23 protein-coding genes, 1 tRNA gene and 2 pseudogenes are annotated in these 24660 nt (G+C 71.2%); 17 read left to right on the forward strand and 9 right to left on the reverse strand.

Translation table 11 applies throughout. The features are described from left to right. Positions 1-13: 13 nt before the first annotated feature. The gene (locus ACZ5KW_RS04985; RefSeq protein ID WP_343775842.1) at positions 14-1186 is read left to right on the forward strand and encodes an acyl-CoA dehydrogenase family protein; all 1173 of its coding nucleotides are present in this window, start codon (positions 14-16) and stop codon (positions 1184-1186) included. After that, positions 1183-1785 carry an HAD family hydrolase gene (locus ACZ5KW_RS04990; RefSeq protein ID WP_343775840.1) on the forward strand — a complete coding sequence of 201 codons (603 nt, stop codon included), beginning with the start codon at positions 1183-1185 and terminating at the stop codon, positions 1783-1785. Before ACZ5KW_RS04985 ends, ACZ5KW_RS04990 begins: the two co-directional genes overlap by 4 nt. A 47-nt stretch (positions 1786-1832) precedes the next feature. On the opposite strand, the gene ACZ5KW_RS04995 is transcribed toward ACZ5KW_RS04990, so the two are convergent. Then, entirely contained in the window at positions 1833-2231 is a 399-nt protein-coding gene (locus ACZ5KW_RS04995) for a DUF5822 domain-containing protein (protein ID WP_343775838.1), read from the reverse strand. Between the two features lie 135 nt (positions 2232-2366). On the opposite strand from ACZ5KW_RS04995, the gene panB reads away from it, so the two are divergent. Continuing rightward, entirely contained in the window at positions 2367-3173 is an 807-nt protein-coding gene (panB, locus tag ACZ5KW_RS05000) for a 3-methyl-2-oxobutanoate hydroxymethyltransferase (protein ID WP_343775836.1), read from the forward strand. Between the two features lie 34 nt (positions 3174-3207). On the opposite strand, the gene ACZ5KW_RS05005 is transcribed toward panB, so the two are convergent. From ACZ5KW_RS05005 to ACZ5KW_RS05020, 4 genes and pseudogenes are all read right to left on the reverse strand, one after another. Next, positions 3208-4077 (reverse strand): CPBP family intramembrane glutamic endopeptidase, encoded by an 870-nt coding sequence (locus ACZ5KW_RS05005; protein WP_343775834.1) that lies wholly within the window; start codon positions 4075-4077, stop codon positions 3208-3210. A gap of 84 nt (positions 4078-4161) precedes the next feature. After that, positions 4162-4749, reverse strand: a complete 588-nt coding sequence (locus ACZ5KW_RS05010) for an NUDIX hydrolase (protein ID WP_343775832.1) — start codon at positions 4747-4749, stop codon at positions 4162-4164. Between the two features lie 55 nt (positions 4750-4804). Beyond that, positions 4805-5239: pseudogene (locus ACZ5KW_RS05015) on the reverse strand (hypothetical protein). 70 nt (positions 5240-5309) lie between these two features. Then, a pseudogene (locus ACZ5KW_RS05020) lies at positions 5310-6772 on the reverse strand (DNA polymerase Y family protein). 154 nt (positions 6773-6926) lie between these two features. On the opposite strand from ACZ5KW_RS05020, the gene ACZ5KW_RS05025 reads away from it, so the two are divergent. The 4 genes from ACZ5KW_RS05025 (at position 6927) to ACZ5KW_RS05040 (ending at position 11192) form a co-directional block, all read left to right on the forward strand. Then, complete coding sequence (locus ACZ5KW_RS05025) at positions 6927-8711, forward strand: hybrid sensor histidine kinase/response regulator (protein WP_343775824.1); 1785 nt, start codon at positions 6927-6929, stop codon at positions 8709-8711. A gap of 60 nt (positions 8712-8771) precedes the next feature. Then, positions 8772-10088, forward strand: a complete 1317-nt coding sequence (locus ACZ5KW_RS05030) for an MFS transporter (protein WP_343775821.1) — start codon at positions 8772-8774, stop codon at positions 10086-10088. A 43-nt stretch (positions 10089-10131) separates the two neighbouring features. Beyond that, the gene (locus ACZ5KW_RS05035; RefSeq protein WP_343775818.1) at positions 10132-10410 is read left to right on the forward strand and encodes a zinc ribbon domain-containing protein; all 279 of its coding nucleotides are present in this window, start codon (positions 10132-10134) and stop codon (positions 10408-10410) included. A gap of 101 nt (positions 10411-10511) precedes the next feature. After that, positions 10512-11192, forward strand: coding sequence for a phosphate ABC transporter permease (locus tag ACZ5KW_RS05040; protein ID WP_343775815.1), 681 nt, complete (start codon positions 10512-10514; stop codon positions 11190-11192). 23 nt (positions 11193-11215) lie between these two features. On the opposite strand, the gene ACZ5KW_RS05045 is transcribed toward ACZ5KW_RS05040, so the two are convergent. Continuing rightward, positions 11216-12073, reverse strand: coding sequence for a 3-hydroxyacyl-CoA dehydrogenase family protein (locus ACZ5KW_RS05045; protein ID WP_343775811.1), 858 nt, complete (start codon positions 12071-12073; stop codon positions 11216-11218). A 163-nt stretch (positions 12074-12236) separates the two neighbouring features. Here ACZ5KW_RS05045 and ACZ5KW_RS05050 point away from each other — a divergent pair, with 163 nt between their 5' ends. The 6 genes from ACZ5KW_RS05050 (at position 12237) to ACZ5KW_RS05075 (ending at position 18362) form a co-directional block, all read left to right on the forward strand. Beyond that, complete coding sequence (locus ACZ5KW_RS05050) at positions 12237-12935, forward strand: helix-hairpin-helix domain-containing protein (RefSeq protein WP_343775808.1); 699 nt, start codon at positions 12237-12239, stop codon at positions 12933-12935. Between the two features lie 197 nt (positions 12936-13132). After that, positions 13133-13936 carry a class I fructose-bisphosphate aldolase gene (locus ACZ5KW_RS05055; RefSeq protein WP_343775805.1) on the forward strand — a complete coding sequence of 268 codons (804 nt, stop codon included), beginning with the start codon at positions 13133-13135 and terminating at the stop codon, positions 13934-13936. Beyond that, on the forward strand, positions 13936-14859 hold the full coding sequence (locus tag ACZ5KW_RS05060) for a class 1 fructose-bisphosphatase (protein WP_343775802.1): 924 nt from the start codon (positions 13936-13938) through the stop codon (positions 14857-14859). Before ACZ5KW_RS05055 ends, ACZ5KW_RS05060 begins: the two co-directional genes overlap by 1 nt. 190 nt (positions 14860-15049) lie before the next feature. Beyond that, positions 15050-15280 (forward strand): PRC-barrel domain containing protein, encoded by a 231-nt coding sequence (locus tag ACZ5KW_RS05065; RefSeq protein WP_343775799.1) that lies wholly within the window; start codon positions 15050-15052, stop codon positions 15278-15280. Positions 15281-15717: 437 nt separating this feature from the next. Beyond that, positions 15718-16443 carry a TraB/GumN family protein gene (locus ACZ5KW_RS05070; RefSeq protein ID WP_343775796.1) on the forward strand — a complete coding sequence of 242 codons (726 nt, stop codon included), beginning with the start codon at positions 15718-15720 and terminating at the stop codon, positions 16441-16443. Between the two features lie 107 nt (positions 16444-16550). Beyond that, the gene (locus ACZ5KW_RS05075) at positions 16551-18362 is read left to right on the forward strand and encodes an acyl-CoA carboxylase subunit beta (protein ID WP_343775794.1); all 1812 of its coding nucleotides are present in this window, start codon (positions 16551-16553) and stop codon (positions 18360-18362) included. An 85-nt stretch (positions 18363-18447) separates the two neighbouring features. Here the strand turns inward: ACZ5KW_RS05075 and ACZ5KW_RS05080 are convergent, their stop codons facing one another. Next, positions 18448-19011 carry a DedA family protein gene (locus ACZ5KW_RS05080; protein WP_343775791.1) on the reverse strand — a complete coding sequence of 188 codons (564 nt, stop codon included), beginning with the start codon at positions 19009-19011 and terminating at the stop codon, positions 18448-18450. Between the two features lie 145 nt (positions 19012-19156). Here ACZ5KW_RS05080 and ACZ5KW_RS05085 point away from each other — a divergent pair, with 145 nt between their 5' ends. Together ACZ5KW_RS05085 and gfo6 are read left to right on the forward strand one after the other, a co-directional pair. After that, complete coding sequence (locus ACZ5KW_RS05085; protein WP_343775788.1) at positions 19157-19684, forward strand: redoxin domain-containing protein; 528 nt, start codon at positions 19157-19159, stop codon at positions 19682-19684. A gap of 49 nt (positions 19685-19733) precedes the next feature. Next, positions 19734-20825, forward strand: a complete 1092-nt coding sequence (gene gfo6, locus ACZ5KW_RS05090) for a D-xylose 1-dehydrogenase Gfo6 (RefSeq protein WP_343775785.1) — start codon at positions 19734-19736, stop codon at positions 20823-20825. A 24-nt stretch (positions 20826-20849) separates the two neighbouring features. Here gfo6 and ACZ5KW_RS05095 read toward each other — a convergent pair whose 3' ends face one another. Then, entirely contained in the window at positions 20850-21686 is an 837-nt protein-coding gene (locus ACZ5KW_RS05095) for an aldo/keto reductase (protein ID WP_343775782.1), read from the reverse strand. A gap of 484 nt (positions 21687-22170) precedes the next feature. Continuing rightward, positions 22171-22241: transfer RNA gene (locus ACZ5KW_RS05100), tRNA-Gly, on the reverse strand. A gap of 108 nt (positions 22242-22349) precedes the next feature. Between ACZ5KW_RS05100 and ACZ5KW_RS05105 the strand changes: the two genes are divergently transcribed. Both ACZ5KW_RS05105 and ACZ5KW_RS05110 read left to right on the forward strand, forming a co-directional pair. Continuing rightward, positions 22350-23630 carry a PQQ-dependent sugar dehydrogenase gene (locus ACZ5KW_RS05105; protein ID WP_343775779.1) on the forward strand — a complete coding sequence of 427 codons (1281 nt, stop codon included), beginning with the start codon at positions 22350-22352 and terminating at the stop codon, positions 23628-23630. Between the two features lie 163 nt (positions 23631-23793). Continuing rightward, a complete protein-coding gene (locus tag ACZ5KW_RS05110) occupies positions 23794-24660 on the forward strand; it encodes a putative RNA uridine N3 methyltransferase (protein WP_343776233.1) in 867 nt (288 codons plus the stop codon).

The following is a 24660-nucleotide window of genomic DNA, read 5'->3' on the forward strand; positions in this document are numbered from 1 at the left end:
CGAAGTCGTCGGCATGACCGGAGCACGCGTCGGCTCGGCGCTCACCGACGAACAGCAGGCGGTCCGCGACCTCGTCCGCGAGTTCGCGGCCGAGGAGGTCCGACCGACGGCGGCCGAGGCAGACGAGACGGAGACGTTCCCGGAGGACGTGTGGGACGGGCTCGCCGAACTCGGCCTCACCGGCCTGACGGTGCCGGAGGAGTACGGCGGATTCGGCGCCGACGAGACGACCTACGCCGTCGCGAACGAGGTGCTGGCGCACGGGTCCCTCGCGGTCGCGACCGCGCTCTCCGTCCACTGCCTCGCGACCTCCTGTATCGCCGAGTTCGGCACGGAGAGCCAGCGCGAGGCGTGGCTGCCGGAGATGGCCGAGACCGGGCGTCCGGTCGGGATGTTCTGTCTCTCGGAGCCGCAGGCGGGATCGAACCCGGCGGAGATGTCCACGACCGCGACGTACGACCCCGAGACGGACGAGTACGCGCTGAACGGCGACAAGCAGTGGATCACGAACGGGAAACGCGGCGGCGTGGCGATCGTCTTCGCGAAGGTCGTCGACGACGAGCGCGACCCCGACGACGACGCGATCACGCAGTTCCTCGTGCCCGCCGACACCGATGGCTTCGAGGTCGGCAAGAAGGAGGAGAAGCTCGGCCTCCGCGCGTCGGACACGACCGGGATCACCTTCGACGACTGCCGGATCCCCGCGGCGAACCGCCTCACCGAGCCGGGACGGGGGCTCTCGGCGGCCTTCCGCACGCTCACGGAGGGGCGGATCGGCATCGCGGCGCAGGCGGTCGGCGTCGCGCAGGCCGCGCTCGACGAGGCGAAGTCGTACGCGGGCGAGCGCGAGCAGTTCGACCGCCCCATCGCCGACATCCAGACGGTCCGGCACAAGGTCGCGGAGATGGAGACGGACGTGTCGGCCGCCCGGCTGCTCGTCCGCGAGGCGTGCCGGCAGGCCGAGGCGGGCGAGGACTACCGCGTCGCCGCTTCGAAGGCGAAGTACCGCGCCAGCGAGACCGCGATGTCGGTGACGAACGAGGCGGTCCAGATCCACGGCGGCTACGGGTACACCACCGAGTTCGACGTCGAGCGGTTCTACCGCGACGCGAAGATCACGGAGATATACGAGGGCACCACCGAGATCCAGAAGACGATCATCGCCCGAGGGGTGCTCGGCGAGTGACCGACGGCGACTCGCCGTTCGCCGGCTACGACGCGGTCGTCTACGACCTCGACGGGACGCTCGTCGAACTCGCGGTCGACTGGGACGCCGTCGCGGACTCGGTCCTCGACGCGTACGCGGAGCGCGCGCTCATCCCCCCGACCGAGGAGCTGTGGGGCTTACTCGGCGCGGCCGACGGGTACGGCATCCGAGCGGAGGTCGAGGAGGCCATCGCGGTCCACGAGCGGGCCGGCGCCAGCGAGTCCGCGCGCCTCCCGCTCGGGGACCGGCTCGCGGCCGCGTTCGACAGCACCCAGGGCGATTCGCCCGCCGCCGACTCCCACCCGCCGGCGGGCGTCTGCTCGCTCAACTGCGAGGAGGCCTGTCGGATCGCCGCGGCGACCCACGACCTCGACGACGCGCTCGTCGACGAGGCCATCGTCGGCCGCGACACCGTCGGGAGCCACAAGCCGGACCCGGAGTCGCTGTTCGCGGCGATAGACCGTCTCGGGGCCGACCCCGCGGACGCGCTGTTCGTCGGCGACTCGCCACGGGACGCGGTCGCCGCCGAGCGCGGCGGCGTCGACTTCGCGTGGGTGGCGGACCTGCTCGCCGAGTAGCGCCGTCGGGTCGCGGCACCGCGAAACCGAAGCGCGTCGCTCTCGAATCAGCCCTTCTCGCCGTCGTCCGTTTCCTCGGCCGGCGGGTCGTCCGCGGGGTCGTCCTCCGGGGCGTCCGATTCGGCGTCGTCGTTCCCTCTCTCCTCGGACGTTCCGTCTTCCTCCGACCCGGACGTTTCGCCTTCCTCCGCTCCGTCTTCCTCCGCCCCGCCGTCGCCGGCGTCGTTCCGCCTGGCGTACAGCGCGACGGCGACCGCGGTGACGAACCAGATCGGGGCGCCGACCCGGACCGCGAAGGCGGCCCGCGCGCCCCACGACTCCAGCGCGACGGCCGTCGACAGCAGGGCCACGACGGGGGCGCCGACGAGGATGGTGACGACGAACGTCGTCTGCATCACCCACGCGTAGTCGACCCCCTCGTACTCGGCCTGCTCGACTGGTTGCACGTGGCCCCCTCGGCGGTCGACCGGCAAATCGGTGGCGGTCGGCGGCGAGGGCGGCGGGCACGCGGGCGGCCGCCTCGCCGCGCTCGATTTCCGGTTCCCGACGATTTTACGGCGGCGCGGGGGTGACTCCGAGGCATGACCACGACGCGGGGACTCCGGGACGCCGACGCGCCGATCACGATGCTCACCGCCTACGACGCGCCGACGGCGACGATCGTCGACGAGGCCGGGATCGACGTCGTCCTCGTCGGCGACAGCATGGGCAACGCGGCGCTCGGCTACGACTCCACGCTCCCCGTCACGTTCGACGAGGTCGCGAGCCGGACCGCCGCGGTCGCGCGCGGCACCGAGGACGCCCTGGTCGTCGCGGACATGCCGTTCCTCTCGTTCGGCGTCGACGAGGCCGAGTCCGTCCGCAACGCGGGACGACTGCTGAAGGAGGCGAACGCGGACGCGGTGAAGATCGAGAGCGGCCCCCACACCGTTTCGACCACGCGCCGCATGGCGGAGGTCGGGATCCCGGTGATGGCGCACCTCGGCTTGACCCCCCAGCACGTGAACCGGCTCGGCGGCTACACCCGGCAGGGGACCGATCAGGACGCGGCCGAGGAGATAATCGACCTCGCGGGCGCCCACGCCGATGCCGGGGCGTTCGCGCTCGTGTTGGAGCACGTGCCGGCGAACCTCGCTGGCGCGGTGACCGAGGCGCTGGACATCCCCACGATCGGTATCGGCGCGGGCCCCGACTGCGACGGCCAGGTCCTCGTTATCAACGACGCGGTCGGGCTGGGGGAGTGGTCGCCCCCGTTCGCGAAGCAGTTCGGCGACGTGCGCGGCGAGATGGTCGACGCCGTGGAGGCGTACAGGGAGGCGGTGACGAGCGGCGAGTTCCCCGCCGAGGAGCACTCGCACGTCGAGGAGGAGCTAGGGGACCTGTACTGAGCCGCGGCCGATCCGCGGTTTGCCTCGCCGTCGCTCAGAGCGGGAGGAACCCGAGGACAGCGGGCAGATCGCTCGGGTCGATCTGGGTCGCGGTGATGTAGAGCGCGGTGAAGATCACGGCGTTGTGGAGCCCGTGAAGCAGCGCGGGGACGACGAGGTTCTCGGTGTACTCGTACACCGCCCCGAAGACGATGCTCGGGACGAAGAGGATGGCCACGGTCGTCAGCCGCGCGGAGGCGCCGCCGGTCAGCGCCATCACGTGGATGGCGGCGAAGATCGCGGCCGAGAGCAGGATCGACGGGGCCGCCGGCAGCGACTCGCGGAGCCGCCCCTGAACGACCCCTCGGTAGAGGATCTCCTCACAGGGGCCGATCACGAGGAACGACGCGGCGATGAAAAGCGGGATGATACTCGGGTTCCCCATCGCCAGCTCGGCGCTCTGGTTCGAGGCGGTCTCCGTGCCCAGGAGGCCGACGACGGTCGAGACCACGAGGATCAAAATCAGGATCGTGACCCACCCGCCGAGGACGATCCCGATCTCCTTGAGGCTCGGCACCCGGACGCCGAGGTACGAGACGATCCCCTCGCGGTCGAAGCCGCGCCACAGGAGGTAGCCGATCGCCAGCCCGCCGAACGCGACGTACTGGCCGAATATCAGCGTGAGAACGACGCTCACGGCGAGCGATAGCCCGCCGGCCAGCGCGTCGATCGCGAGGATGGCGACCCCGCTCGCCAGCGCGATGAGCGGGCCGAGCACGCCGAGCGCGAGGGCGGTCGCGACCGCGATCCCCGTCGACCCGCCCGATCGCTCCGGGCCGTCCGCGTCTACGGGGTCACCGGCCACCTCGTCGATCTCGTCGCGGACGCCGCCGTCGGGGACCGGATCGCCGGAGGGTGTTGTCATCGCCCGACCTACGGGTCGACGGGCAAAATGATTGTCCGTGCCGGATCGTCCGCCACGCGCCGGAGCCGACCGAAGGACCCGGTCTCAGCGGTGGAGCAGTTCGTACCACAGCACGGCGGTGACGGCCCGCCCGTCGCGGAGTTCGTCGTCGACGACCGCCGCGAGCAGGTCGTCGTACGGCACCGTCTCGACCGCGATCGACTCGTTGTGATCGAGGTCGCGGTCGGCCGTCGGCTCGCAGCCGGTCGCGAGCACGTGGTGGTGGACCGCGTTCGCCATCCCGTTCGTCGGCTCGACGGTCGTCAGCCGCTCGAACGAGTCGGCCTCGTAGCCGGTCTCCTCGGCCAGTTCGCGGGCCGCGGCGCGTTCGACCGCGTCGGGGCTCGGGTCTGTCGCGTCGCTCGCCGACTCCGCGTCCGTCGGCTCCATCGTCCCCGCGGGGATCCCGCGGTTCACCCGGCCGACCGCCTGTCGCCACTCGTCGATGACGACGGCGTCGCCGTCGGGGGTCAAGGGCAAGACGACGACCGCCGGCGGTTCGTCAACGTAGTGGAACCCGTCGGTCTCGCCGTCCGGGAACCGCACCTCGTCGCGCCGCACGTCGAAGCCGGGACAGGCGTAATCGACGGCCGAGTCGAGCGTCTCCCACGAGAGGTCGCCGGAGTCGTCCATACACTTGGTCGTCGCTCGTCGCCTAAATACCCGACCGTCGCGGGGTCGAGGCGAGTCACGCGGCCCGGACGCGCTCGACGGCGAGGCGGCCGCCCGCCCCGACGACCCAGGCGATCGTCCCCAACGCGAGGGCCTCGACGCCGACGAAGACGAGTCCGTCGAGTCCGACGAGCGCGACGACCCGCTCGCCGAGGGGGCGTCCCGGGAGGCCCAGGAGGTAGTGGTCGGCGTTCTGCCCGAGCAGCGCGCCGTAGACGGTGGCCCAGGCGAGCGCGACCCCTGCCCGGCGGTAGGCGAGGACCGCGGCTACGAGGACGCCGAGAACCGCGGCCTGGCCCGCGAGGAACACGACCCCGCCGGAGATCGAAACCACCCCGAACGCCTAGGCGGCGAAGACGCAGACGAAGAGCAGCGGCGGGACGAGCAGCCGGCGTCGACGCGGCGAGCCGTCCGCGTCCGAGCCGAGGAGGACGCGGCGAGCGAGGGACACGGCTCCGCGTCGTTTCGGCGGCGTGATAAAAACCCCGTCGGCGGGGACTCCCCAGCGGTCTCGCAGCCACTCACGACCACTCGCCGAGCGACGCCTGTCCGTCGCCCGTCCGGCGCTCGGCGTCGTCTCCCGTCGCGCCGCTTTCCGTCGCCTCCGCGGTCGGCTCCCCGCCGATCCAGTCGGTGAGCTTCCCACCGTCGCCGTCGGTGGCGGTCGGTCGGGAGTCGGGCCCGCGGGTGCGGTCGCCACCGCCGTCGCCGCCCGCTCCGTCGCTCGCGTCGAACCCGCCGAGCGTCGCCTGGTCGCTCTCGGCGAAGTCGAGCTTCGAGACCCGGACGCCGAGCTTGCGGACCCGCGTCTCGTCGAACTCCGCGAGCAGGTCGAGCGCCACCTCCTCGACGAGGTCCGGGTCGTCGACCGGTCCGGGGAGGCTCCGGGCGCGGGTGTTCACGTCGAACGGCGGCTCGACCGCCTTGATCCCGATGGTGCGGTACAGACACCCTCGCTCGCGGGCGCGGCGGGCCACGTCGGCGGCGAGCGCGGAGACGGTCTCCCGCTTCGTCGGCTCGTCGGCGGTCGTCGGCAGCGCCGACTCGCGCGAGAGGCTCTTCGGGAGGCCGGTCGGGGTCACCTCGCGGTCGTCGTCGCCGGCGGCGCGCCGGGAGAGCTCCGGGCCGCGCTCGCCCAGCGCCTCGGCGAGCCGGTCCCGGTCGGCGGCGGCCAGATCGCCGGCGGTCTCGATCCCCTGCTCCGCCAGCGTCCGCTCGGTCACGGGGCCGACCCCGTGGACGTCGGCGGTCGGCAGCGGCGCGAGGAACTCGGCGACCGACCCCGGCGGCACGACGACGAGGCCGTCCGGCTTGTCGGCGTCGCTGGCGACCTTCGCGGCCGACATGTTCGGCGCGACGCCGACGCTCGCCGGGACGCCCGCCTCGCGGTCGATCCGGTCTTTGACGTGTCGGGCGTACCCCTCCGCGAGCGTTCGGGCGTCCGCGGGGCCGGCCGCGCCGCTCGGCGGCGGGTCCCCGTCGTCGCCGGCGACCGCCCACGAGGTCCGGTCGGTGGCGTCGAGGTACGCCTCGTCGATGCTCACCTCCCGGCGCGTGTCGGCGCAGTCGCGCAACACGGCCTTCACCTCGCTCGCCACGTCCTCGTAGAAGTCGAGGTCGACGGGGAGGTACCGGCCCGTCTCGGCCGGGTCCGGCGCGTCCGGATCGCTCGGATCCGCGTCGGCGCGGCGCGGGAGCAGCTCCAGGGCCTCGGAGATCGGCATCGCGCTCTCGACGCCGAACTCGCGGGCCTCGTAGCTCGCGGTCGCGACCGCGCCGATCGACTCGCCCGGCTCGTACCCCATGCCGACCACGACGGGCTCGCCGTCGAGGTCGTCGTGGCGCAGTCGCTCGCAGGAGGCGTAAAAGCAGTCCATGTCGACGTGACAGACGACGCGATCGGGGGCGTCGCTCTCCGCCTCGTGAGCGTACTCCTCTAGGCTCACGGGGTCGTCACCCCGCGGCCGGGCCTCCCGCCGTTCATCGCGTTCGGCTCCGCGCTCCGCGGCCTTAAGAATCAGCCACCCGCGCCGGAAGTGAACCGACGCGCCGGACGGTGTCGCGGGGGTTCGACGCTTAGATCCAGATCCGATATCCGGGTCGGTAGTCGTTTATTCGACGCACCCGTAGTCCGGCGCATGCCCGTAGCGATCGACGTGCTCCACGTCGACGACGACCCGTCCGTCCTCGATCTCACGGAGGCGTACCTCGAGCGCGAGCTCGACGCGGTAGCGGTAACGAGCGTGACCGACCCGGGGGCCGCGCTCGAACGACTCGAAGCCGACTCGTTCGACTGCGTCGTCAGCGACTACGACATGCCCCCGATGGACGGGCTGGAGTTCTTCGACGCGCTCCGCGAGCGCCGCCCGCAGCTCCCGTTCGTGCTGTACACCGGGAAGGGGTCGGAGGAGATCGCGAGCCAGGCGCTCAACGCCGGGGTCACCGGCTACTTCCAGAAGGGCGGTCCCGAACAGCTCCGCCGGCTCGCGAACCGCGTCGACCAGGCCGTCGAGGAACACCGGACCAAGGAGATCGCCGAGCGCTACTCGACGGTCATCGAGGCGCTCGGCTACCCCGTCTACGTCGTCGACGAGACCGGCGAGTTCCGGTTCGTCAACGAGCCGTTCGCCGAGCTCACCGGCTACGACCGCGAGGAGATCATCGGGCAGACGCCCGGATTCATCAAGGACGACGCCGCGGTCCAGGAGGCCGAAGATCGGCTCGGGACGATCCTCTCCGACTCCGGCCCCGACGTCCAGCACTTCGGCGTCGACATCGTGCCCAAGGAGGGGGAGCCGATCCCCTGTCGCGACCACATGGCGGCGCTGCCGTACGAGGGTGACTACTTCGACGGCAGCGTCGGCATCCTGCGTGACGTCTCCGACGAGCGCGAGCGCCGCGCGGAGCTGGAGACGAAGACCCGCGCGCTCGACGAGGCGCCGGTCGGGATCACCATCACCGACCCGCAACAGGAGGACAACCCGATGGTGTACGTCAACGACCGCTTCGTCGAGATGACCGGCTACGACCGCGAGGAGTCGATCGGCGTCAACTGTCGCTTCCTCCAGGGGCCGGACACCGAGGAGGCGTCGGTCCAGACGCTCCGCGACGCGATCGAAGCCGACGAGCCGATCTCCGTCGAACTGTTGAACTACCGGAAGGACGGCACCCAGTTCTGGAACCGGGTGAGCGTCGCGCCGATCACCGACGCCACAGGGACCGTCACCCACTGGGTCGGGTTCCAGGAGGACATCACGGCGTTCAAGGAACGCGAGGACGCCCTCGAACGACAGAACGACCGGCTCGACTCCTTCGCCAGCATCGTCTCGCACGACCTGCGGAACCCGCTGAACGTCGCGCAGGGGCGCGTCCAACTGGCCCGTGACGCCTCGGGCGACGCGGAGAACCTCGACGCGGCGCTCTCCGCGCTCGAACGCATGGAGTCGATCGTCGAACGCACCCTCACCCTCGCTCGGGAGGGGGAGACGGTCGGCGACCCGGAGCCCGTCGCGCTCGCGGGCGTCGTCGAGGACAGCTGGTCGACCGTCCACACCGAGTCGGCGACCCTCTCGGTCGAGACCGACCAGGAGGTGCTCGCCGACCCGGACCGGCTCCGGAGCCTCTTCGAGAACCTGATGCGGAACGCGGTCGACCACGCCGGCGACGACGTCTCCGTCCGCGTCGGCGATCTCTCAGACGGCTTCTACGTCGAGGACGACGGCCCGGGAATCGAGCCCGACGTCGCCGACTCCCTCTTCGAGCCCGGCGAGAGCGGCGCGGCCGGGAACACCGGCTTCGGCCTCGCGATCGTTCAGCAGATCGCCACCGCGCACGGCTGGACCGTCGAGGCGACGGCGAGCGAGGCGGGCGGCGCGCGGTTCGAGGTACGCGGCGTCGACAAGCGGACGCCGGTGGCGCCCTGAAAGCGGATCGACTCCCCCCGTTCACAAGCGATTTTATCCTTCGCTGCGAAATTCGGGCGAATGGGACTGCTCTCCGGGGTCACCGACACCGACCGCCGCGTGGTCGTCTTGGCGCTCGCGCGGATGGTCGGCGCGGCCGGGAACTCCTTTCTCATCGTCGTCCTCCCGCTGTACATCGCCAGCGACCTCGTCGACATCGAGAGCCTGCTCGGCGCCGAGGTCGGGGTCGGCGCGGCCGCGATCACGCTGACCGAGCCGCTGCTCATCGGGATCGTTCTCTCGCTTTTCGGCTTCCTCAACAGCCTCTCACAGCCGTTTACGGGGCGACTGTCCGACCGCGCCGGCTCCAGGCGCCCCTTCGTGCTCGCCGGCATCCTCCTCCTCGGGACCGCCAGCGGGCTCTACACGGTCGCGACGAGCTACCCGATGTTGGTCGCGTTGCGCGCGATCCAGGGCCTCGGCGCGGCGCTGATCATCCCCGCCACGGTCGCGCTGGTCAACGAGTACGCCGCGGCCGACACCGACCGCGGCGGCAACTTCGGGGTGTACAACACGTTCCGCCTCATCGGGTTCGGCTTCGGTCCGGTCCTCGCCGGCGCGGTCGTCGAGGCCGGGCCGTACGACCTCTCGCCGGTGGGGCTACCCGTCCTCGACGGGTTCGACGCCGCGTTCGTCGCGGCCTGCGCTGGGGCGTACCTCAGCTTCGCCCTCGTTTTCCTGCTCGTCCACGACGCCGACGACGTGGCCGAGGCGGGCGACGACGTGTCGATCCGGGTCCGCGGCGAGGACCGCCTGCTCGACCCCGTGTTCACGCTCGGGCTCGCGACCGTCGCCATGGGGGCGTGTATCGCCCTGTTCGCGACGCTTCAGAACCAGGTGAACGTCCGACTGGACCAGCCGCCGGTGTGGTTCGGCGCGCAGTTCGCGGCCGTGACCATCGCCAACGTCGTCTTTCAGGTCCCGGTGGGGCGCGCCAGCGACCGGATCGGTCGCCGGCCGTTCCTGCTCGTCGGGTTCGTCCTCCTCGTGCCGACGACCCTGCTTCAGGGACTCGTGGTGGAACCCGTCCTGATGCTGATCGTCCGGCTCGGGCAGGGCGTCGCGGTCGCGTGCGTGTTCGCGCCGTCGCTCGCGCTCGCCGGCGACCTCGCCCGCGAGGGCGAGTCCGGCACCACGCTGTCGGTGCTGACGATGGGCTTCGGCTTCGGCGTCGCGCTCGGCCCGCTCGCGTCCGGGTGGCTCTACGGCTTCGGCTTCGTCGTCCCCTTCGCGGTCGGCGCCGCGGCCGCCGCCCTCGCGCTGGTCGTGGTGTTCACGCAGGTCGAGGAGACGCTGGACGCCGACGACGAGCCGACCGCGGCCGCGGGGGCGGACTGAGACGCCGCAGCGCTTTTATTCCCGTCGCGGCCGAAGCCCTGCCGTGTCGAGCGACCGCGTCCGCTGCGTCGAGTGCCGCGAACCGATCGTCGGAGACGCGCGCGTCTGTCCGCACTGCCGAGCCGTTCAGCCGTCGCCGCTGCTCGACGTCGGCGTCGTCGTCGCCGGCGTGTTCGCGCTGCTTTTCGGCGTCGTCCTCGCGGTGATGACCGCCGGGACCAGCCGACTCTTCGGGCTCGCACTGCTCTTCGTCGGCTTCGGGCTCGCCGTCGGCGGCTACACGCGGTACGTCGACCGGCAGGCGGCGAGCCGCGCGCGGTGACTGTCGGTTCTGGGACGCGGAGTCCCCGACCGCAGCGCCGTTCGCCCTTCCCGTCCTCTCGGCCGCGACAATTTAAGTGCGAGCGCGCGCCACGATAGCGTATGCTCACCCCACTCAACGGCGGTCTGGTCCTCGCGGGGCTGGCGCTCGCGTTCGTCGGCGCGGCCGTCTCCGTCTACGCGGTGACGCTGACGGGGCTGCTCGTCGGCGCCGGCGCCGGGTACCTGTTCGCCCCGAACGTCGTCGGGCTCCTCGCGGTCGACGGGGCGGTCCTCACCGCCGGTGCGGTCGCGGTCGGCGGGCTCCTCGGCGGCTTCCTGGCGTACGCCGGCCTCTCGTTCGCGGTACTGGGGATCGGCGGCGTCGTCGGCGGGTTCGCCGGACGGTTCGCCGTCGGGCCGCTGTACGCGGCCGACGCGGCTGGGCTCGAGGGGACGGCGCTCCTCGTCGGGGCGACGCTGGCCGGGGTCGCGGTCGGCGCGCTGTTCGGGTTCGTGCTCACGCGGACGACGCTCGTCGTCTCGACCGCGCTCATCGGCGCGGCGTTCGCGTCGCGGTCGCTCACGCCGGCGAGCTTCGAGACGGCCGCCGCGGAGACCACCGTCGAACCCCTCCTCTTCGACCTCTCCGCGCCCGCCTTCCTCGGCGTGTTCGTCCTCGGCGCGCTCTCGCAGCTCGGCCTCTTCAAGTTCGGCTACGTGACGAAACTGGTCGGGCTCCTTCCGGGCGCGCGCCGGTGGACGGCCGACGACGACCGCGACGCGGACGCGAAGGGGGCGTAACCCCCCGCAGAGCCGATATCCGGCTATTCGTACTCGTAGAAGCCGCGGCCCGTCTTCTTCCCGAGGTCGCCGGCCTCGACCTTCCGTTTGAGCAGGTACGCCGGCTTGTAGCGGTCGCCGAGCTCGTCGTGGAGCGTCGCGCTGGCGTCGAGCGCCACGTCGAGGCCGATGTGGTCGGCGAGTTCGAGGGGCCCCATCGGCACGTTCGTGCCGAGTTTCATGCCGCGGTCGATGTCCGCCTTGTCGGCGACGCCCTCGTCGTACGCCCGGATCCCCTCGTTTATCCACGGCATCAGGATGCGGTTGGTGACGAAGCCGGGCTTGTCGTCGGCCTCCCACGTCTCCTTCCCGAGGTCCTCGGCGAAGGCGTGCGCGAACTCGGTGACCGCCGGGTCGGTCCGTTCGCCGACCACGACCTCGACGCCGTCCATGATCGGAACGGGGTTCATGAAGTGGAGGCCGACCACGTCGCTCGCGCGCTCCGTGGCGCTCGCGATGGTCGTGATCGACAGCGTGGAGGTGTTCGTCGCGAGGACCGCGTCCTCGTCGGTGACGCGGTCGAGGTCGGCGAACACCTCGCGTTTCACGTCGAGGTCCTCGATCACGGCCTCGATCACCAGGTCGGCGTCCGCGAGGTCCGCGAGGTCGGTCGTGCCCGCGATCCGGTCGCGGATCGCTTCGGGCTCCTCGTCGAGCGCGTCCTTCGCGGCTAACCGGTCGAGGCTGTCCTCGACGCTGTCGAGGCCGCGGTCGACGTACTCCCGCTCGACGTCGCGCATCACCACGTCGTAGCCCGCCGTCGCCGCGACCTGCGCGATCCCGTTGCCCATCGTCCCGGCGCCCACGACACCGATCGTTTCGACAGCAGAGAGTGACGGCATGCCACGTCCAACCCCCGCGCGGATCGTAAGTATTGCGGACGCGACGCGGCTCTTCGTCCCGGCCGCACCGACCCCTAACCGACGCGTTGCGACCCCGCTGATTATCATTCAGCGCCGTCGACGGGGGAAGATTCTTAAGAACGTCCGCTAAGATTTGATCGAGATGGACGACGAGGCCGCGGACCGCGAGAGCGAGGAACTCGTCGACCTGAAGTGGGTCGGGCCGGCGACCGAGAGGGTTCTCTCGGACGCCGACCTGACCGCCGCCGCCATCCGCGAGAAAGGCGTCTCTTACCGTGCCCTCGTCGACGCCGGCGTGAACCCCGGCGTCGCGGCGAAGATCCGTCGCGAGCACTCCCTGTCGTGGTCGTTCGAGGCCGGTGACGGACTCGACCGCCGCTCGGCTCAGGTGCGCGGACTCGGCAGCGAGGAAGCGGCTTGGGTGGCCGCCAGCGCCGGCGACTGGGCGTCGGACGACTCCGAACCGGACGACGACGCGGGCGACGGCGCGGACTCGACTACGGGCGACTGGGAGACCGCCGGCGACTGGCCGTCGGTCGGCGGAGCCGCCGACGCTCCCCCGAGCGATGACGACGCGCCCGACGACGCCGCGGCGGCCGACGGAAGCGGTGACCCCGTCGCGGCCGAGGCGGCGTGGCGCACGCGGTCAGCGCCGACGCCGCTGTCGACGCTCTCGGCGGTCGCCGACGACGGGGACGCGGTCGACCTACTGGCGGACGCCGGGATCAGCTCCGTCCGGAGCCTCGCAGCGGCGGACCCCGACCGCGTCGCCGACGTGTTAGCGCTCGACGCCGACCGCGTCAACCGCTGGCACGCGGCGGCCCGTGACGCCCAACACTGACTCGCCGCGCCCGCGATCCGCTGCGAGGAGTTTCAGCCACCGTTCATGACGGCCAGAAATTTACTATTCTCGTAGTGTTATTGTTACCCGAGAACCACGCAAAGGAGGAGTAGCGGCCTCATTTCAGTCGCTCTCTCAACGACGCGGTCGCCGTTCACCACCGTCCTTTTTGTGTCTGTATGCGTATGATTGAGCCGATGCTCCCACACGCCGCTGACCCCATCTCGCGCGACGGTAAGTCGCTCATCCTCGCGTACGACCACGGGCTCGAACACGGGCCGGTCGACTTCGAACCGAACCCCGACACCGCCGACCCCGAGCGGATCTTCGAGCTCGCCACGCACGAGGCCGTCACCTCGCTGGCGGTCCAGAAGGGGCTCGCGGAGGCGTACTACCCGGACTACGAGGACGAGGTGAACCTCCTCCTCAAGCTCAACGGGACCTCGAACCTCTGGATGGGCGAGCCGAACAGCGCGGTCAACTGTACCGCCGAGTACGCGGCCGAGCTGGGCGCCGACGCGGTCGGGTTCACCGTCTACGGCGGCTCGAACCACGAAGTAGAGATGGCCGAGGAGTTCCGCGAGGCGCAGGAGGGCGCCCGCGAACACGACATGGCCGTCGTCATGTGGTCGTACCCCCGCGGACAGGGGCTCCGCAACGACGGGAGCCCGGACGTCATCTCGTACGGCGCGCGGCTCGGCCTGGAGATCGGCGCCGACGTGGTGAAGGTGAAGTACCCCGGCTCCGCCGAGGCGATGGGCCACGCCGTCGAGATGGCCGGTCCCGCCGACGTCGTGATGTCGGGCGGCACGATGCGCGACGACGAGGCGTTCCTTCGAAACGTCTCGAACGCCATCGACGCGGGCGCGACCGGCATCGCCGTCGGGCGGAACGTCTTCCAGCGAGACGACCCGGAGCGCATCCTCGACGCGTTGGAGGCCGTGATATTCGACGAGACCCCGCCGGCGGAGGCGCTCGCGGTCGCCGAGAGCGACGACTGATGACCGTCCCCGACGCCCCCCGCGCCGACGGCGGCGCCCCCGACGGTGACCCCACGGCCGAGGCGGTCTTCGACGCGGTCGCGGCGACGGCCCCCGAGATCCGCGCCGCCCTCCCCGGTCGTCGCGTCGAGAGCGGGACGGAGAACGCCTCCGGGGAGTCGGTGCTGGCCGGCGACCTGTACGCCGACGAACTGCTCGGCGACGCGATCACCGCCGTCGACGGCGTCGGCTCGTTCGTGAGCGAGGAGCGCGAGACCGCGGTCGACGCCGGCGGCGCGGTCGGCGAGGGCGCCTACGCGGTCGCGATCGACCCCCTCGACGGCTCCTCGAACCTCCGGTCGAACAACGCGATGGGCACCGTGGTCGGCGTGTACGACGCTCCGCTGCCCGCCACCGGCCGCGACCTCGTCGCCGCCAGCTACGTCCTCTACGGACCGATCACGACCATGGTCGTCGCCGACGAGTCCGGCGTGCGCGAGGAGGTCGTCACGCGCGAGGACGACGGCGACGTCGAACGGTCGGTCGTCGAGGCGGACCTGCGGCTCCCCGACGACCCCCTCGTCTACGGGTTCGGCGGGCGCGTCCCCGACTGGCCGGCGGCGTTCACCGCCTTCGCCCGCGAGGTCGAAGACGAACTGAAGCTGCGGTACGGCGGCGCCATGGTCGGGGACGTAAATCAGGTGCTGACCTACGGCGGGATCTTCGCGTACCCCGCCCTGGTCGACGCGCCCCGCGGGAAGCTGCGTCTCTCCTTCGAGGCGAACCCGATCGCGTACATCGTCGAGCGCGCGGGCGGCGCGGCCACCGACGGCGAGACGGACATCCTCGACGTCGAACCGGACGGCGTCCACGACCGCGTCCCCCTCTACGTCGGTAACGAGGCGTTGGTCGAGCGGCTCGAAGACGCGCTCGCCGACGAGTGATCCGCCGACGGGCCCGCGAAAGCCGCCGTTTCTCGGTCTCCCCGACCGCGTTCTCCGTCGCGTTCGCGGTGACGTGCGGCGGGTAATCCCGGCGGTCCGGCCGCCGATGACTTCGCCGAGCCTACGTGCCGCTATGGTGGCGATTACAATACCCCGTCCCCGCGAAGGGCTCTGTGCGGAGGAACAACGAATGAAGCTCACAGCACAAGAAGAGGGGAAACGCGTCGTGAACAAGGCGGGAAAGAAGGTCGGAATGGTGTCCAAAGTCGAGGGCAACCGCGCGCACGTCGACCCGGACCCGGGCATCGGCGACACGATCAAGTCGAAACTCGGCTGGGGCGACGCCGACGAGGACACCTATCCCATCGACGAGGCCGACATCGAATCGATCGACAACGACGGGATACGGCTCAAGCGATAACGCCGCACCGGACAGCCGGCATCCCGGGTCGGGCCGACAGCCCGGGTCGGGCCGGCTGCCCGCCTCTGACGGCCACCTGTCTCTGACGCCTGCCCGCCCCTGACGCCCGCCCGCTTCTGACGACCGAGCGCTCTCGGCGTCGTCTCGGGCGGGACTTCGGGTCCCTCCGACCGCCGACGCGACTCCGACGCCGGGACGCGGACCGATCCCTCACAGACGCCCCCGTGCCGCGGACCGATCCCTCACAGACGCCCCCGTGCCGCGGACCGATCCCTCACAGACGCCCCCGTGCCGAGATACTTCTATCGGATCGCTCGTTATTTTATATTCAAACAAAGAAAATATAAATTATCGGTGCCGGAGATATCAGGAATCCTTATGCGAAGCATGCTCTTAGCGGAGCTACGCGCCGGTATGCCGAAGATACCGGCCGACACATGGATTCCTACTACGACGACCCGCGACTGACGGGCGACCACCGTCGCTCGATCGAGACTCCCACCGGCGCCGTCACGCTGATCGGCACGGTCCACGACCACCCCGCCAGCGCATTCCGCGCCCGCACCGTCGTCGCGAACGAGTCTCCGGACGTCCTCGCGCTCGAACTGCCGCCGCTCTCGCTGCCGCTCTTCGAGCGGTACGCCGAGGCTACTCGGACCCCGCCGCCGTTCGGCGGCGAGGCGAGCGCCGCGATCCAAGCGGCGGCCACCGACCGGGTCGTCGGGATCGACGGGCCGACCCTCCCGTTCCTCCGCCGGCTCGCCGCGACCCTGTACCGCGAGGACCGGTCGCTCGAGACGCTTCCCGGCGTCGTCGACGGGCTCGCGTCGGTGACGCGCAATGCCGTCCGCTGCCGCTTCGCGGGCGCGCTCGCCGCGGCGACGTCGGTCCGGGTCGAGGCCGACTCGCCGGTCGCCTACGACGTCGACCGGACCGACGACCCCCGGCGACAGGCCGCGAGCGAGCGCGACCAGATCGACCGCGCCCGCGCCGTGATGGACGCGTTCGAGCCCTCGCGGGCCGCCTCGTTCAGCGACGACGTGCGCGAGGCGCACATGGCCGACCGGCTCGACGCCCTCCGGGACGACGGCGACGTCGTGGCCGTCGTCGGCCGTCACCACCTCGACCGGGTCGCCGAGCGGCTGGGCGACCGGCTCGACTGAGGACGCGGTTCTCGGGTCGGTCGTCGACCGTTCGCGCCGACGCTCGCCTCGGCCGAGGCGGATCCCGCATGGAAAACTGTTTAGGACTCTCCGCAAGTGTTGCGTCCATGAAAGTCAACGTCGGCGCGGCGGCGACGCCGGAAGAGGCCGAAGCGATCGCGCGATCGCTCGCCGAACATCTCGGTGTCGACGTCGACGTCCACATCGATGACGGGGAGGCGCCGGTCGCGAGCGCCGCCCCGCCGGAGCCCGACTACCCGCTCGACGACGACCTCGGTCCCACGGACCGCGAGCGCGACCTGCGGGCCGAGATCGACGACATCTCGCAGGGCGGCCCAGAGAAGTACCGCGACCGGCTCGAAGAGCAGGGGAAGCTGTTCGTCCGCGACCGGCTCGACCTCTGGTTCGGCGGCGAGGGCGGGACCCGCGGCGCCGGCGACGCGAGCGCCGCGGAGGGCGGCCCGGCGGGCGTGAAGTTCGAGGACGGGAAGTTCGCCGCGTTCGACGACTGGCACCCGAACGCGCCGGCCGACGAGGACGGCGCGGAAAACGAGGCCGGCGGCGACCGCCTCCCGGGCGACGGGCTGCTCACCGGCGCCGCGGAGTTTGAGGGGCGCGACGTTCACTTCATGGCCAACGACTTCACGGTGAAGGCGGGGTCGATGGCGGCGAAGGGCGTCGAGAAGTTCCTCCGGATGCAACAGCGCGCGCTGAAGACTGGCAATCCGGTGCTCTACCTGATGGACTCCTCCGGCGGTCGGATCGATCAGCAGACGGGCTTTTTCGCCAACCGCGAGGGGATCGGGAAGTACTACTACAACCACTCGATGCTCTCGGGCGCGGTGCCGCAGGTCTGCGTCCTCTACGGGCCGTGTATCGCCGGCGCCGCCTACACGCCCGTCTTCGCCGACTTCACCGTGATGGTCGAGGGGATGTCGGCGATGGCGATCGCCTCCCCGCGGATGGTGGAGATGGTCACCGGCGAGGACATCGATCTGGACGAACTCGGCGGCCCCCGCGTTCACGCCGAGGAGTCCGGCTCTGCCGACCTGATCGCCCGCGACGAGGAACACGCCCGCGAACTGGTCTCGAAGCTGATCGGTTACCTCCCCGATCGGGCCGGCGAGAAGCCCCCGAAACGCGAGACGAAGCCGCCGAAGTTCTCGCCCGACGGCATCGACGAGCTGATCCCAGAGGCGCCGAACCGGCCGTACGACGTTCACGACCTCATCGAGCGGATCGCCGACGCCGAGTCGGTGTTCGAGCTGAAGGAGGGGTACGGGCCGGAGATCGTCACGGCGTTCTGCCGGATCGACGGGCGGCCGGTCGGCGTCGTCGCCAACCAGCCCACTGAGCGCTCCGGCGCCATCTTCCCGGACGCCGCGGAGAAGGCCGCCGAGTTCATCTGGACCTGTGACGCCTACGAGATCCCCCTCCTGTACCTCTGTGACACCCCCGGCTTCATGGCCGGCTCGCAGGTCGAGAAGGACGCGATCTTAGAGAAGGGGAAGAAGATGATCTACGCCACCTCCTCGGCGACGGTCCCGAAGCAGACCGTCGTCACCCGGAAGGCGTACGGCGCGGGCATCTACGCGATGGGCGGTCCGGCCTACGACCCCGAGAGCGTCATCGGACTCCCCTCCGGCGAGATCGGAATCATGGGGCCGGAGGCCGCTATCAACGCCGTCTACGCCCGGAAGCTCGCCGAGATCGACGACGAGGCGGAGCGCGCGGCCGAGGAGGAGCGCCTGCGCGACGAGTACCGCGAGGGGATCGACGTCCACCGGATGGCGAGCGAGGTCGTCATCGACGAGATCGTCCCGCCGTCCGACCTCCGCGCGGAACTGGCCGCTCGGTTCGACTTCTACGAGGAGGTGCAAAAGGACCTCCCGGAGAAGAAACACGGGACGGTCCTGTGACACACCGGGCGGCCCGTAAGGCTCGCCGGCCCGCTCGCGAACGTGAGCGCGACCTCCTGCGAGCGCGTCGACCCGCCCCGGCCGACTACGGCGCCGCGGTCAGCAGGGCCGCCGTCAGGTCCGCGCCGAGGAGCGCCGACGCGCTCCCGAACCCGAGGGCGACGGCGATCCCGACCGCCAGCAGCGCGCCCGCGTACACCGCGGACCCGACGAGCGACGCGGCGGCGAACCGGGGCGCCGAGACGGACGGCGCGTTCGCGGTCGGCACGGCGAGCCAGCCGCGGGTGCCGGGGACCGCGTTCGAGGCCGCCACCGCGGGGAGTCCCCAGCGGTCGAACCAGCGACCCACGCCGTCGACCGCGTCGTCGCTGACGGGGACCACCGAGAGCGACGTCGGGTCCGCGTCGAACCGCCGGACGGCGACGAAGACGGCCGACTGGCCGACGGTCGCGCCGACCACCGCCGCGGCGAACACCGGCAGGACCGCGACCGCCTCGACGCCGACGGCGACCACCGCGGCGACGAACAGCGTCCGCGCCGGCAACACCTTCCCCACGAGGGCGCCCTCGAGCGCGAACACGGCGAAGACCGCGACGGCGCCGTAGGTGTCGACGAGGGCGAGCGCCGTGGCGGCGTGAGGGCCGAGCACGCGTCGACCATCGACGGCCACACGTATAGCTCTTCCACCGTGATCGGTGCTCTCAGCCGCCATACCACAGAATTTGTCGAAAACGCACGGACCGGACGCCCCGCGACGGGGGTGCGTATTTACCCGCCCGCGCTCACGTGCGACCATGATCGACACCGGTGCCACGGCGCCCGACTTCATCGCCCCCGCGGTCGTCGACGGCGCGGGGGCCGAGCTGGAGCTGTTCCGCCTCGTCGAGTCGCACGACGCCGTCGTCGTCTGTACCGCGCCCGCGACGTTCGTGCCGACCTGTACCGCCGCGTTCGCCGCGGTCCGCGACGCCGGGTGGCACGACTGCGACGACCTCGCCGTCGTCGCGCTCACGGGCGACTCGCTGTACGCGGCGTTCGCGTACGCCGACCGGTTCGGGCTCCCGTTCCCGGTCGTCTCGGACTTCCACGGCGGCGTCGCCGAGTCGTACGACCTCCTCGCCGACGCGTGGGAGGGGCACTCCGACATCCCGCGCCGCGCGGCGGTCGTGATCGACGACGACTGGACGGTTCGGTTCGCCGAGGCGACGGCCGGCGCGCTCGACCGCGCCGACCCCGCTCCCGTCCAGAACGCGGCCGCGACGCTCCGCGAGATCGGGATCGACGTCGACCGGCCGCGGGTGGACTACGACGGGTCGTGGTGAGCGCCGGCGTCGCCGTGGTTATTTGACGCCCGCCTTCGCAGACCCGGACATGGAAGCCGCCTTCGCGGAGTACCTCGACGAGTTCGCGCGCCGGGACTGGGAGACGCTCGACCCCGGCGCCGTCACCGACCCCGTCCGAGTCGCGGTCGTCGGCCTCGGCTGGTTCGCCCGCGAGTGGGCGCTGCCCGGCATCGCGCGGTCGGCGTACACCGAGGCGACCGTCGTCACCGACGTCGACGCCGACGCCGTCGAGGCGGTCGCCGCCGAGCGCGACGTGACCGGCGTCACGCCCGACGGGTTCCGCGCCGGCGCCGCCGCGGACGCCTACGACGCGGTGTACGTCGCGACCCCGAACGCGACGCATCTCGAGTACGTCGAGGCCGCCGCGGAGCAGGGGAAGGCGGTCCTCTGCGAGAAGCCGCTGGAGGCGACGCCGGAGCGCGCCCGACGGCTCGTGGCGGCGTGTCGAGACGCCGACGTCCCCCTGATGGTCGGCTACCGGATGCAGACCGACCCCGCCGTGCGTCGGCTCCGGGACCTCCTCGACGCGGGCGTCGCGGGCGAGGTGATCCACGTCCACGCGACGATGTCGCAGACGATGCTCGGCGAGCTCGGCGGCGACCACGACCAGTGGCGCCTCGACTCGGAGCTGTCCGGCGGCTGCGCCGTGATGGACCTCGGCGTCTACCCGCTCAACACGACCCGATTCGTGCTCGGCGCCGACCCGGTTCGCGTGTCGGGGCGGACCCGCTCGGAGCACGAGGCGTTCGCCGACGTCGACGAGCACGCCACGTTCCGGCTGGCGTTCCCCGGGGACGTCGACGCGCTGTGTACCGTGAGTCAGAACGCCCAGCACGCGAGCCGGCTGGAGGTCACCGGCACCGACGCCAGGCTCGTCCTCGATCCGGCGTTCTACGAGCGAGAGGACCGCGGGTTCGCCGTCGTCCGCGACGGTACTCGGGTCGACGTGGACTTCGATCAGGTCCACCAGATCGAAGAGGAGTTCGCGTACTTCGGCCACCACCTGCTGGCGGACGAACCGTTCCACGCGGACGGCGAGCACGCCCTCACCGACATGCGCGCGCTCGACGGGGTCTACGAGTCGGCCGAGACCGGGCAGTCGGTGGTGCTCGACGACTGAGGCCCGCTTGCGGCCGCGAGCCCGTTACTGCTCGATCCCGTACACGTCGCTCGTCCAGTCGCGGGCCGGGGTGTCGTACACCGGCGCGTCGCGGTCGCGCTCGTCGAGCCGCCGCCGGTCGGCCGCGTCGAGCTCCCAGTCGAGGTCGGCGTTGGCCCGGACGTGGTCCGGCGTCGACGACCGCGGCAGCGGGACCACGCCGCTGTCTATCGCCCACCGGACGACGACCTGCGCCGGGTGCTTGTCGTACTTCTCGGCCAGCTCGGCGACGACCTCGTCGCCGAACACGTCGGTTCGCGCGAGCGGTGCCGCCGCCTCGACCACGGTGTCGGTCTCACGGCAGTAGTCGACGAGGTCCGGGCGCTGGAACCACGGGTGGAACTCGATCTGGTTGACCGCGATCGGTACGTCCGAGACGTGGTGGGCGCAGCTCAGCTGGTACGCGCTGAAGTTCGAGACGCCGACGTCGCGAACGAGCCCGCGCTCGCGGAGCTCCGCCATCGCCCGGAGCGTCTCGCGCAGCGAGATGGCGGGGTTGGGCCAGTGGACGAGGTACAGGTCGAGGTAGTCGGTGCCGAGCCGGTCGAGCGAGGCCTCGCAGGACTCGATCACCGACTCGTAGTTGAGGTTCTTCGCGAGCACCTTCGAGGTGAGGAACACGTCGTCGCGGTCGTACTCCGCGAGCGCGTCGCCGATGGCCGCCTCGTTGTGATACCCCTCCGCGGTGTCGATGTGCGCGTAGCCGGCGTCGAGCGCCGCGCGCACGCTGTCGGCCGTCTCGTCGTCCGCGAGGTCGTACGTACCCAGTCCGAGCGCCGGCAGCTCGGCGCCGCTCGGCAGCGTTTTCGTTGGAACGGTCACACCGAAGGGGTTCGGCGGATCGCCGATTGAAACTACCGGTCGGGGAACAGTGGACCCGCTCAAACATCGTGCGATGGCGCGCGCCTCCGAGCGGTCGCCCCCGGCGACCGCGAAAGAGCGCCGCGCGAGGGACGCGGTGAGCGCTCGGAGAGCGCGAACCGCGAGGCTGGGGAGGCGTGAGGTGCGGTGCTGCGAGAGAAAGCGGATCTACGGGGCTACTCCGAACGAGACGAATTGCTCTCGGGGTCGACTCGCGTAGTTCGGAAACGCGCCGGCCGAGACTCCCGTGAGCGGAGCGAACGGGAGTCAGGCCGGGGCACGACTGAAAGGAGTACACCGGCCGAGATTTGAACTCAGAATCAGACGTGCTCGCTCACGCTCGCTTCGCTCGCGGCTTCGCCGCTCGCACTTCGAGGCGCTCGCTGCGCGCGACTGATAGCGTTCAAACCTCTCTCTCGGAGATTTCCTCGCTTCGCTCGGAAAATGCACCGGCCGAGATTTGAACTCGGGTTGCAACCATGGCAAGGTTGCGTGATACCACTACACTACCGGTGCGTGCTTCGCACTCGATCGTAGCCCGGGTCGGAGATATAAGGGTTCCGAACGACGGTCGGCGGAAGGGTCATCGGTACCGCGTCCCCACGTCCGTTCGTACTCCGACCCATGACTCGCCTCCCCGATCGAGCCGACAGACGCAGCGTCCTCCGCGCCACCGCGGGCTTCGCCGGTACCGCCGCTCTCCCAGCGCTCGCCGGGTGTCTCGGCGGCGAGGGCTCCGACGACGCCGACGGCACCGACGGAGGCGACGGAACCGACGCGGACCCCCCGCCGGACGACGGTGCCGACGTCGCGTACGCGGTCGAGACGGTCGCGGAGGGGTTCGAGAACCCCTGGGGGATCGCCTTTCTCCCCGAGGACGGCCGCCTGCTCGTCACCGAGCGTCCGGGGCGGCTCTCCGTGGTCGATCCCGTCGACGGGACGGTCGAGGGGGTCGCGGGCGCGCCCGAGGTGTTCGCCGAGGGGCAGGGCGGCCTGCTCGACGTCGCGGTTCACCCGGACTACCCGGACGACCCGCGGGTGTACCTCACCTACTCGGGAGCGAACGACGCGGGCGAGTCGACGACGCACCTCGGCGCCGGGCGGCTCCCGCTCGACGGCGACGGGGCTCCGACGCTCAACGGGTTCGAGCCGATCCGCGTCGCCGAGCCGTTCCGCGAGGGCGCGAACCACTTCGGGTCGCGGGCGACCTTCGGTCCCGACGGGGCACTGTTCCTCACGGTCGGGGACCGGCGCGACACCGACTTCGGTCCCGACCACGTCTCGCAGGACCGCTCGAACGGACTCGGCGCGACGCTGCGGCTCACGGCCGACGGCGACGCCCACCCCGAGAACCCCTTCGTGGACGACCCGGACGCGGCCGACGCGCTCTACAGCTACGGCCACCGTAACCCGCAGGCGATGACGGTGCGCCCCGAGACCGGCGCTATCTGGCAGTGCGAGCACGGCGAGGAGGACGGCGACGAGATCAACGTCGTCGAAGCCGGTGGGAACTACGGCTGGCCGGTCGCCAGCGAGGCCTGCCGTTACGGGACCGACGACCCGTTCGCGCCCGGGCACGGCGAGCGCGACGACGTGATCGCGCCGGTCCACTACTGGCCGTGCGGCTCCGGCGGGTTCCCGCCGAGCGGGGCCGTCTTCTACGACGGCGACGCCTTCCCCGAGTGGCGCGGCGACCTCTTCGCGGGCACGCTGGCGGCCCGGTACCTCGGTCGGTTCACCGTCGCGGGCACCGGTGCCGAGGGGGCGTCGGTCACGGAGCGCGATCCCCTGCTCGCCGACCGCGGGTGGCGCGTTCGCGCGCTCGCCGTCGAACCCGACTCCGGACACCTCTACGTCGCGGTCGACGACGGCGACGCGCCGGTGGTCAGGCTCGTCCCCGAGTGAGTAACCGGCCCGACGACGGTCCGCCGCCGATCGCGGTGACGGTTCGCACGGTTTCGGGGTCGAAATCGACCGCCAGACCCCGTGTGAACGCGGCACAGCCCGAAATCGGGACCGCTATCCTTTTACGGTGCCGTCCGAAATCGAGGTGTACAGTCTCGCCACGATGCGTACCGAAGACGGACTCACGATCTGTGTTCCGTCTTCGGTCGTCCGGGAAGCCGAGGACGATCGCGAGGCGACTCGCAAACTCGGCTACGTCGCCCGTGCGGCGGCGGTCTTCCGGGCGGATCGGCTGGTCGTCTTCCCCGACGGGGACGGCGACGGTCGACGGGGCGGGGAGTACGTCCGCACCGTGCTGGGGTACGCCGCGACGCCGCCGGAACTCCGAAAGGACCTCTGGGGGCAACGCGACGAACTCCGGTACGTCGGCGTGCTCCCCCCGCTCCGCGTGCCGTGGCGGACCGGCTCGACCCCTAGCGGGGAAGAGTCGAAAACACAGGGACTCGTGACCGAGGTCGGACCTGAAGGCCGCGTCCGGGTCAATTCCCCGCTGGGGGAACACCCGATCTCCCTGCTCGTTCCCTCCGGAATGGAGGTCGAGCAGGGGGAGCGCGTTACCATCAGGGTCTCTTCGAGAGAACCGGTCCGCGCCCGCATCACCGGGAAGCCGGAGGTCGGCTTCCAGGTCGTGGACGCGGACCTGTCGGAAGCGCTCGCCGGCGACGGACTGGCCGTCGCGACGTCGCGACACGGAGCGGAACTCTCCGTCTCGCGGCTCGGCGACCTCGTCTCGGATGCCCGCGAGGCCGGCGGTTACACCGTCGCCTTCGGGGCGCCCGAGCGGGGGCTTCCGGAGATGCTCGGGCTTTCGCCCGACCGCATTCGGGCGGCCGTCGCCGACGGCCGCTCGGTCGAACCCGATCCGGGGTTCGACCTCTGGCTGAACACGATCCCGGCACAAGCGAGCGAGGTCGTCCGGACGGAGGAGGCTCTGTTCGCGACCCTCGGCTCGCTCACACTCACGGAGTAA

It is taken from the genome of Halorubrum ejinorense, assembly GCF_055389685.1.

Excerpts from the sequence above, each read along its gene's own strand:
- ACZ5KW_RS04985 (WP_343775842.1), top strand. The coding sequence starts at position 14 with ATGACCGGAGCACGCGTCGGCTCGGCGCTCACCGACGAACAGCAGGCG.
- panB (WP_343775836.1), top strand. The coding sequence starts at position 2,367 with ATGACCACGACGCGGGGACTCCGGGACGCCGACGCGCCGATCACGATG.
- ACZ5KW_RS05005 (WP_343775834.1), bottom strand. The coding sequence starts at position 4,077 with ATGACAACACCCTCCGGCGATCCGGTCCCCGACGGCGGCGTCCGCGAC.
- ACZ5KW_RS05010 (WP_343775832.1), bottom strand. The coding sequence starts at position 4,749 with ATGGACGACTCCGGCGACCTCTCGTGGGAGACGCTCGACTCGGCCGTC.
- ACZ5KW_RS05025 (WP_343775824.1), top strand. The coding sequence starts at position 6,927 with ATGCCCGTAGCGATCGACGTGCTCCACGTCGACGACGACCCGTCCGTC.
- ACZ5KW_RS05030 (WP_343775821.1), top strand. The coding sequence starts at position 8,772 with ATGGGACTGCTCTCCGGGGTCACCGACACCGACCGCCGCGTGGTCGTC.
- ACZ5KW_RS05040 (WP_343775815.1), top strand. The coding sequence starts at position 10,512 with ATGCTCACCCCACTCAACGGCGGTCTGGTCCTCGCGGGGCTGGCGCTC.
- ACZ5KW_RS05045 (WP_343775811.1), bottom strand. The coding sequence starts at position 12,073 with ATGCCGTCACTCTCTGCTGTCGAAACGATCGGTGTCGTGGGCGCCGGG.
- ACZ5KW_RS05050 (WP_343775808.1), top strand. The coding sequence starts at position 12,237 with ATGGACGACGAGGCCGCGGACCGCGAGAGCGAGGAACTCGTCGACCTG.
- ACZ5KW_RS05055 (WP_343775805.1), top strand. The coding sequence starts at position 13,133 with ATGCTCCCACACGCCGCTGACCCCATCTCGCGCGACGGTAAGTCGCTC.
- ACZ5KW_RS05060 (WP_343775802.1), top strand. The coding sequence starts at position 13,936 with ATGACCGTCCCCGACGCCCCCCGCGCCGACGGCGGCGCCCCCGACGGT.
- ACZ5KW_RS05065 (WP_343775799.1), top strand. The coding sequence starts at position 15,050 with ATGAAGCTCACAGCACAAGAAGAGGGGAAACGCGTCGTGAACAAGGCG.
- ACZ5KW_RS05070 (WP_343775796.1), top strand. The coding sequence starts at position 15,718 with ATGGATTCCTACTACGACGACCCGCGACTGACGGGCGACCACCGTCGC.
- ACZ5KW_RS05075 (WP_343775794.1), top strand. The coding sequence starts at position 16,551 with ATGAAAGTCAACGTCGGCGCGGCGGCGACGCCGGAAGAGGCCGAAGCG.
- ACZ5KW_RS05085 (WP_343775788.1), top strand. The coding sequence starts at position 19,157 with ATGATCGACACCGGTGCCACGGCGCCCGACTTCATCGCCCCCGCGGTC.
- gfo6 (WP_343775785.1), top strand. The coding sequence starts at position 19,734 with ATGGAAGCCGCCTTCGCGGAGTACCTCGACGAGTTCGCGCGCCGGGAC.
- ACZ5KW_RS05105 (WP_343775779.1), top strand. The coding sequence starts at position 22,350 with ATGACTCGCCTCCCCGATCGAGCCGACAGACGCAGCGTCCTCCGCGCC.
- ACZ5KW_RS05110 (WP_343776233.1), top strand. The coding sequence starts at position 23,794 with ATGCGTACCGAAGACGGACTCACGATCTGTGTTCCGTCTTCGGTCGTC.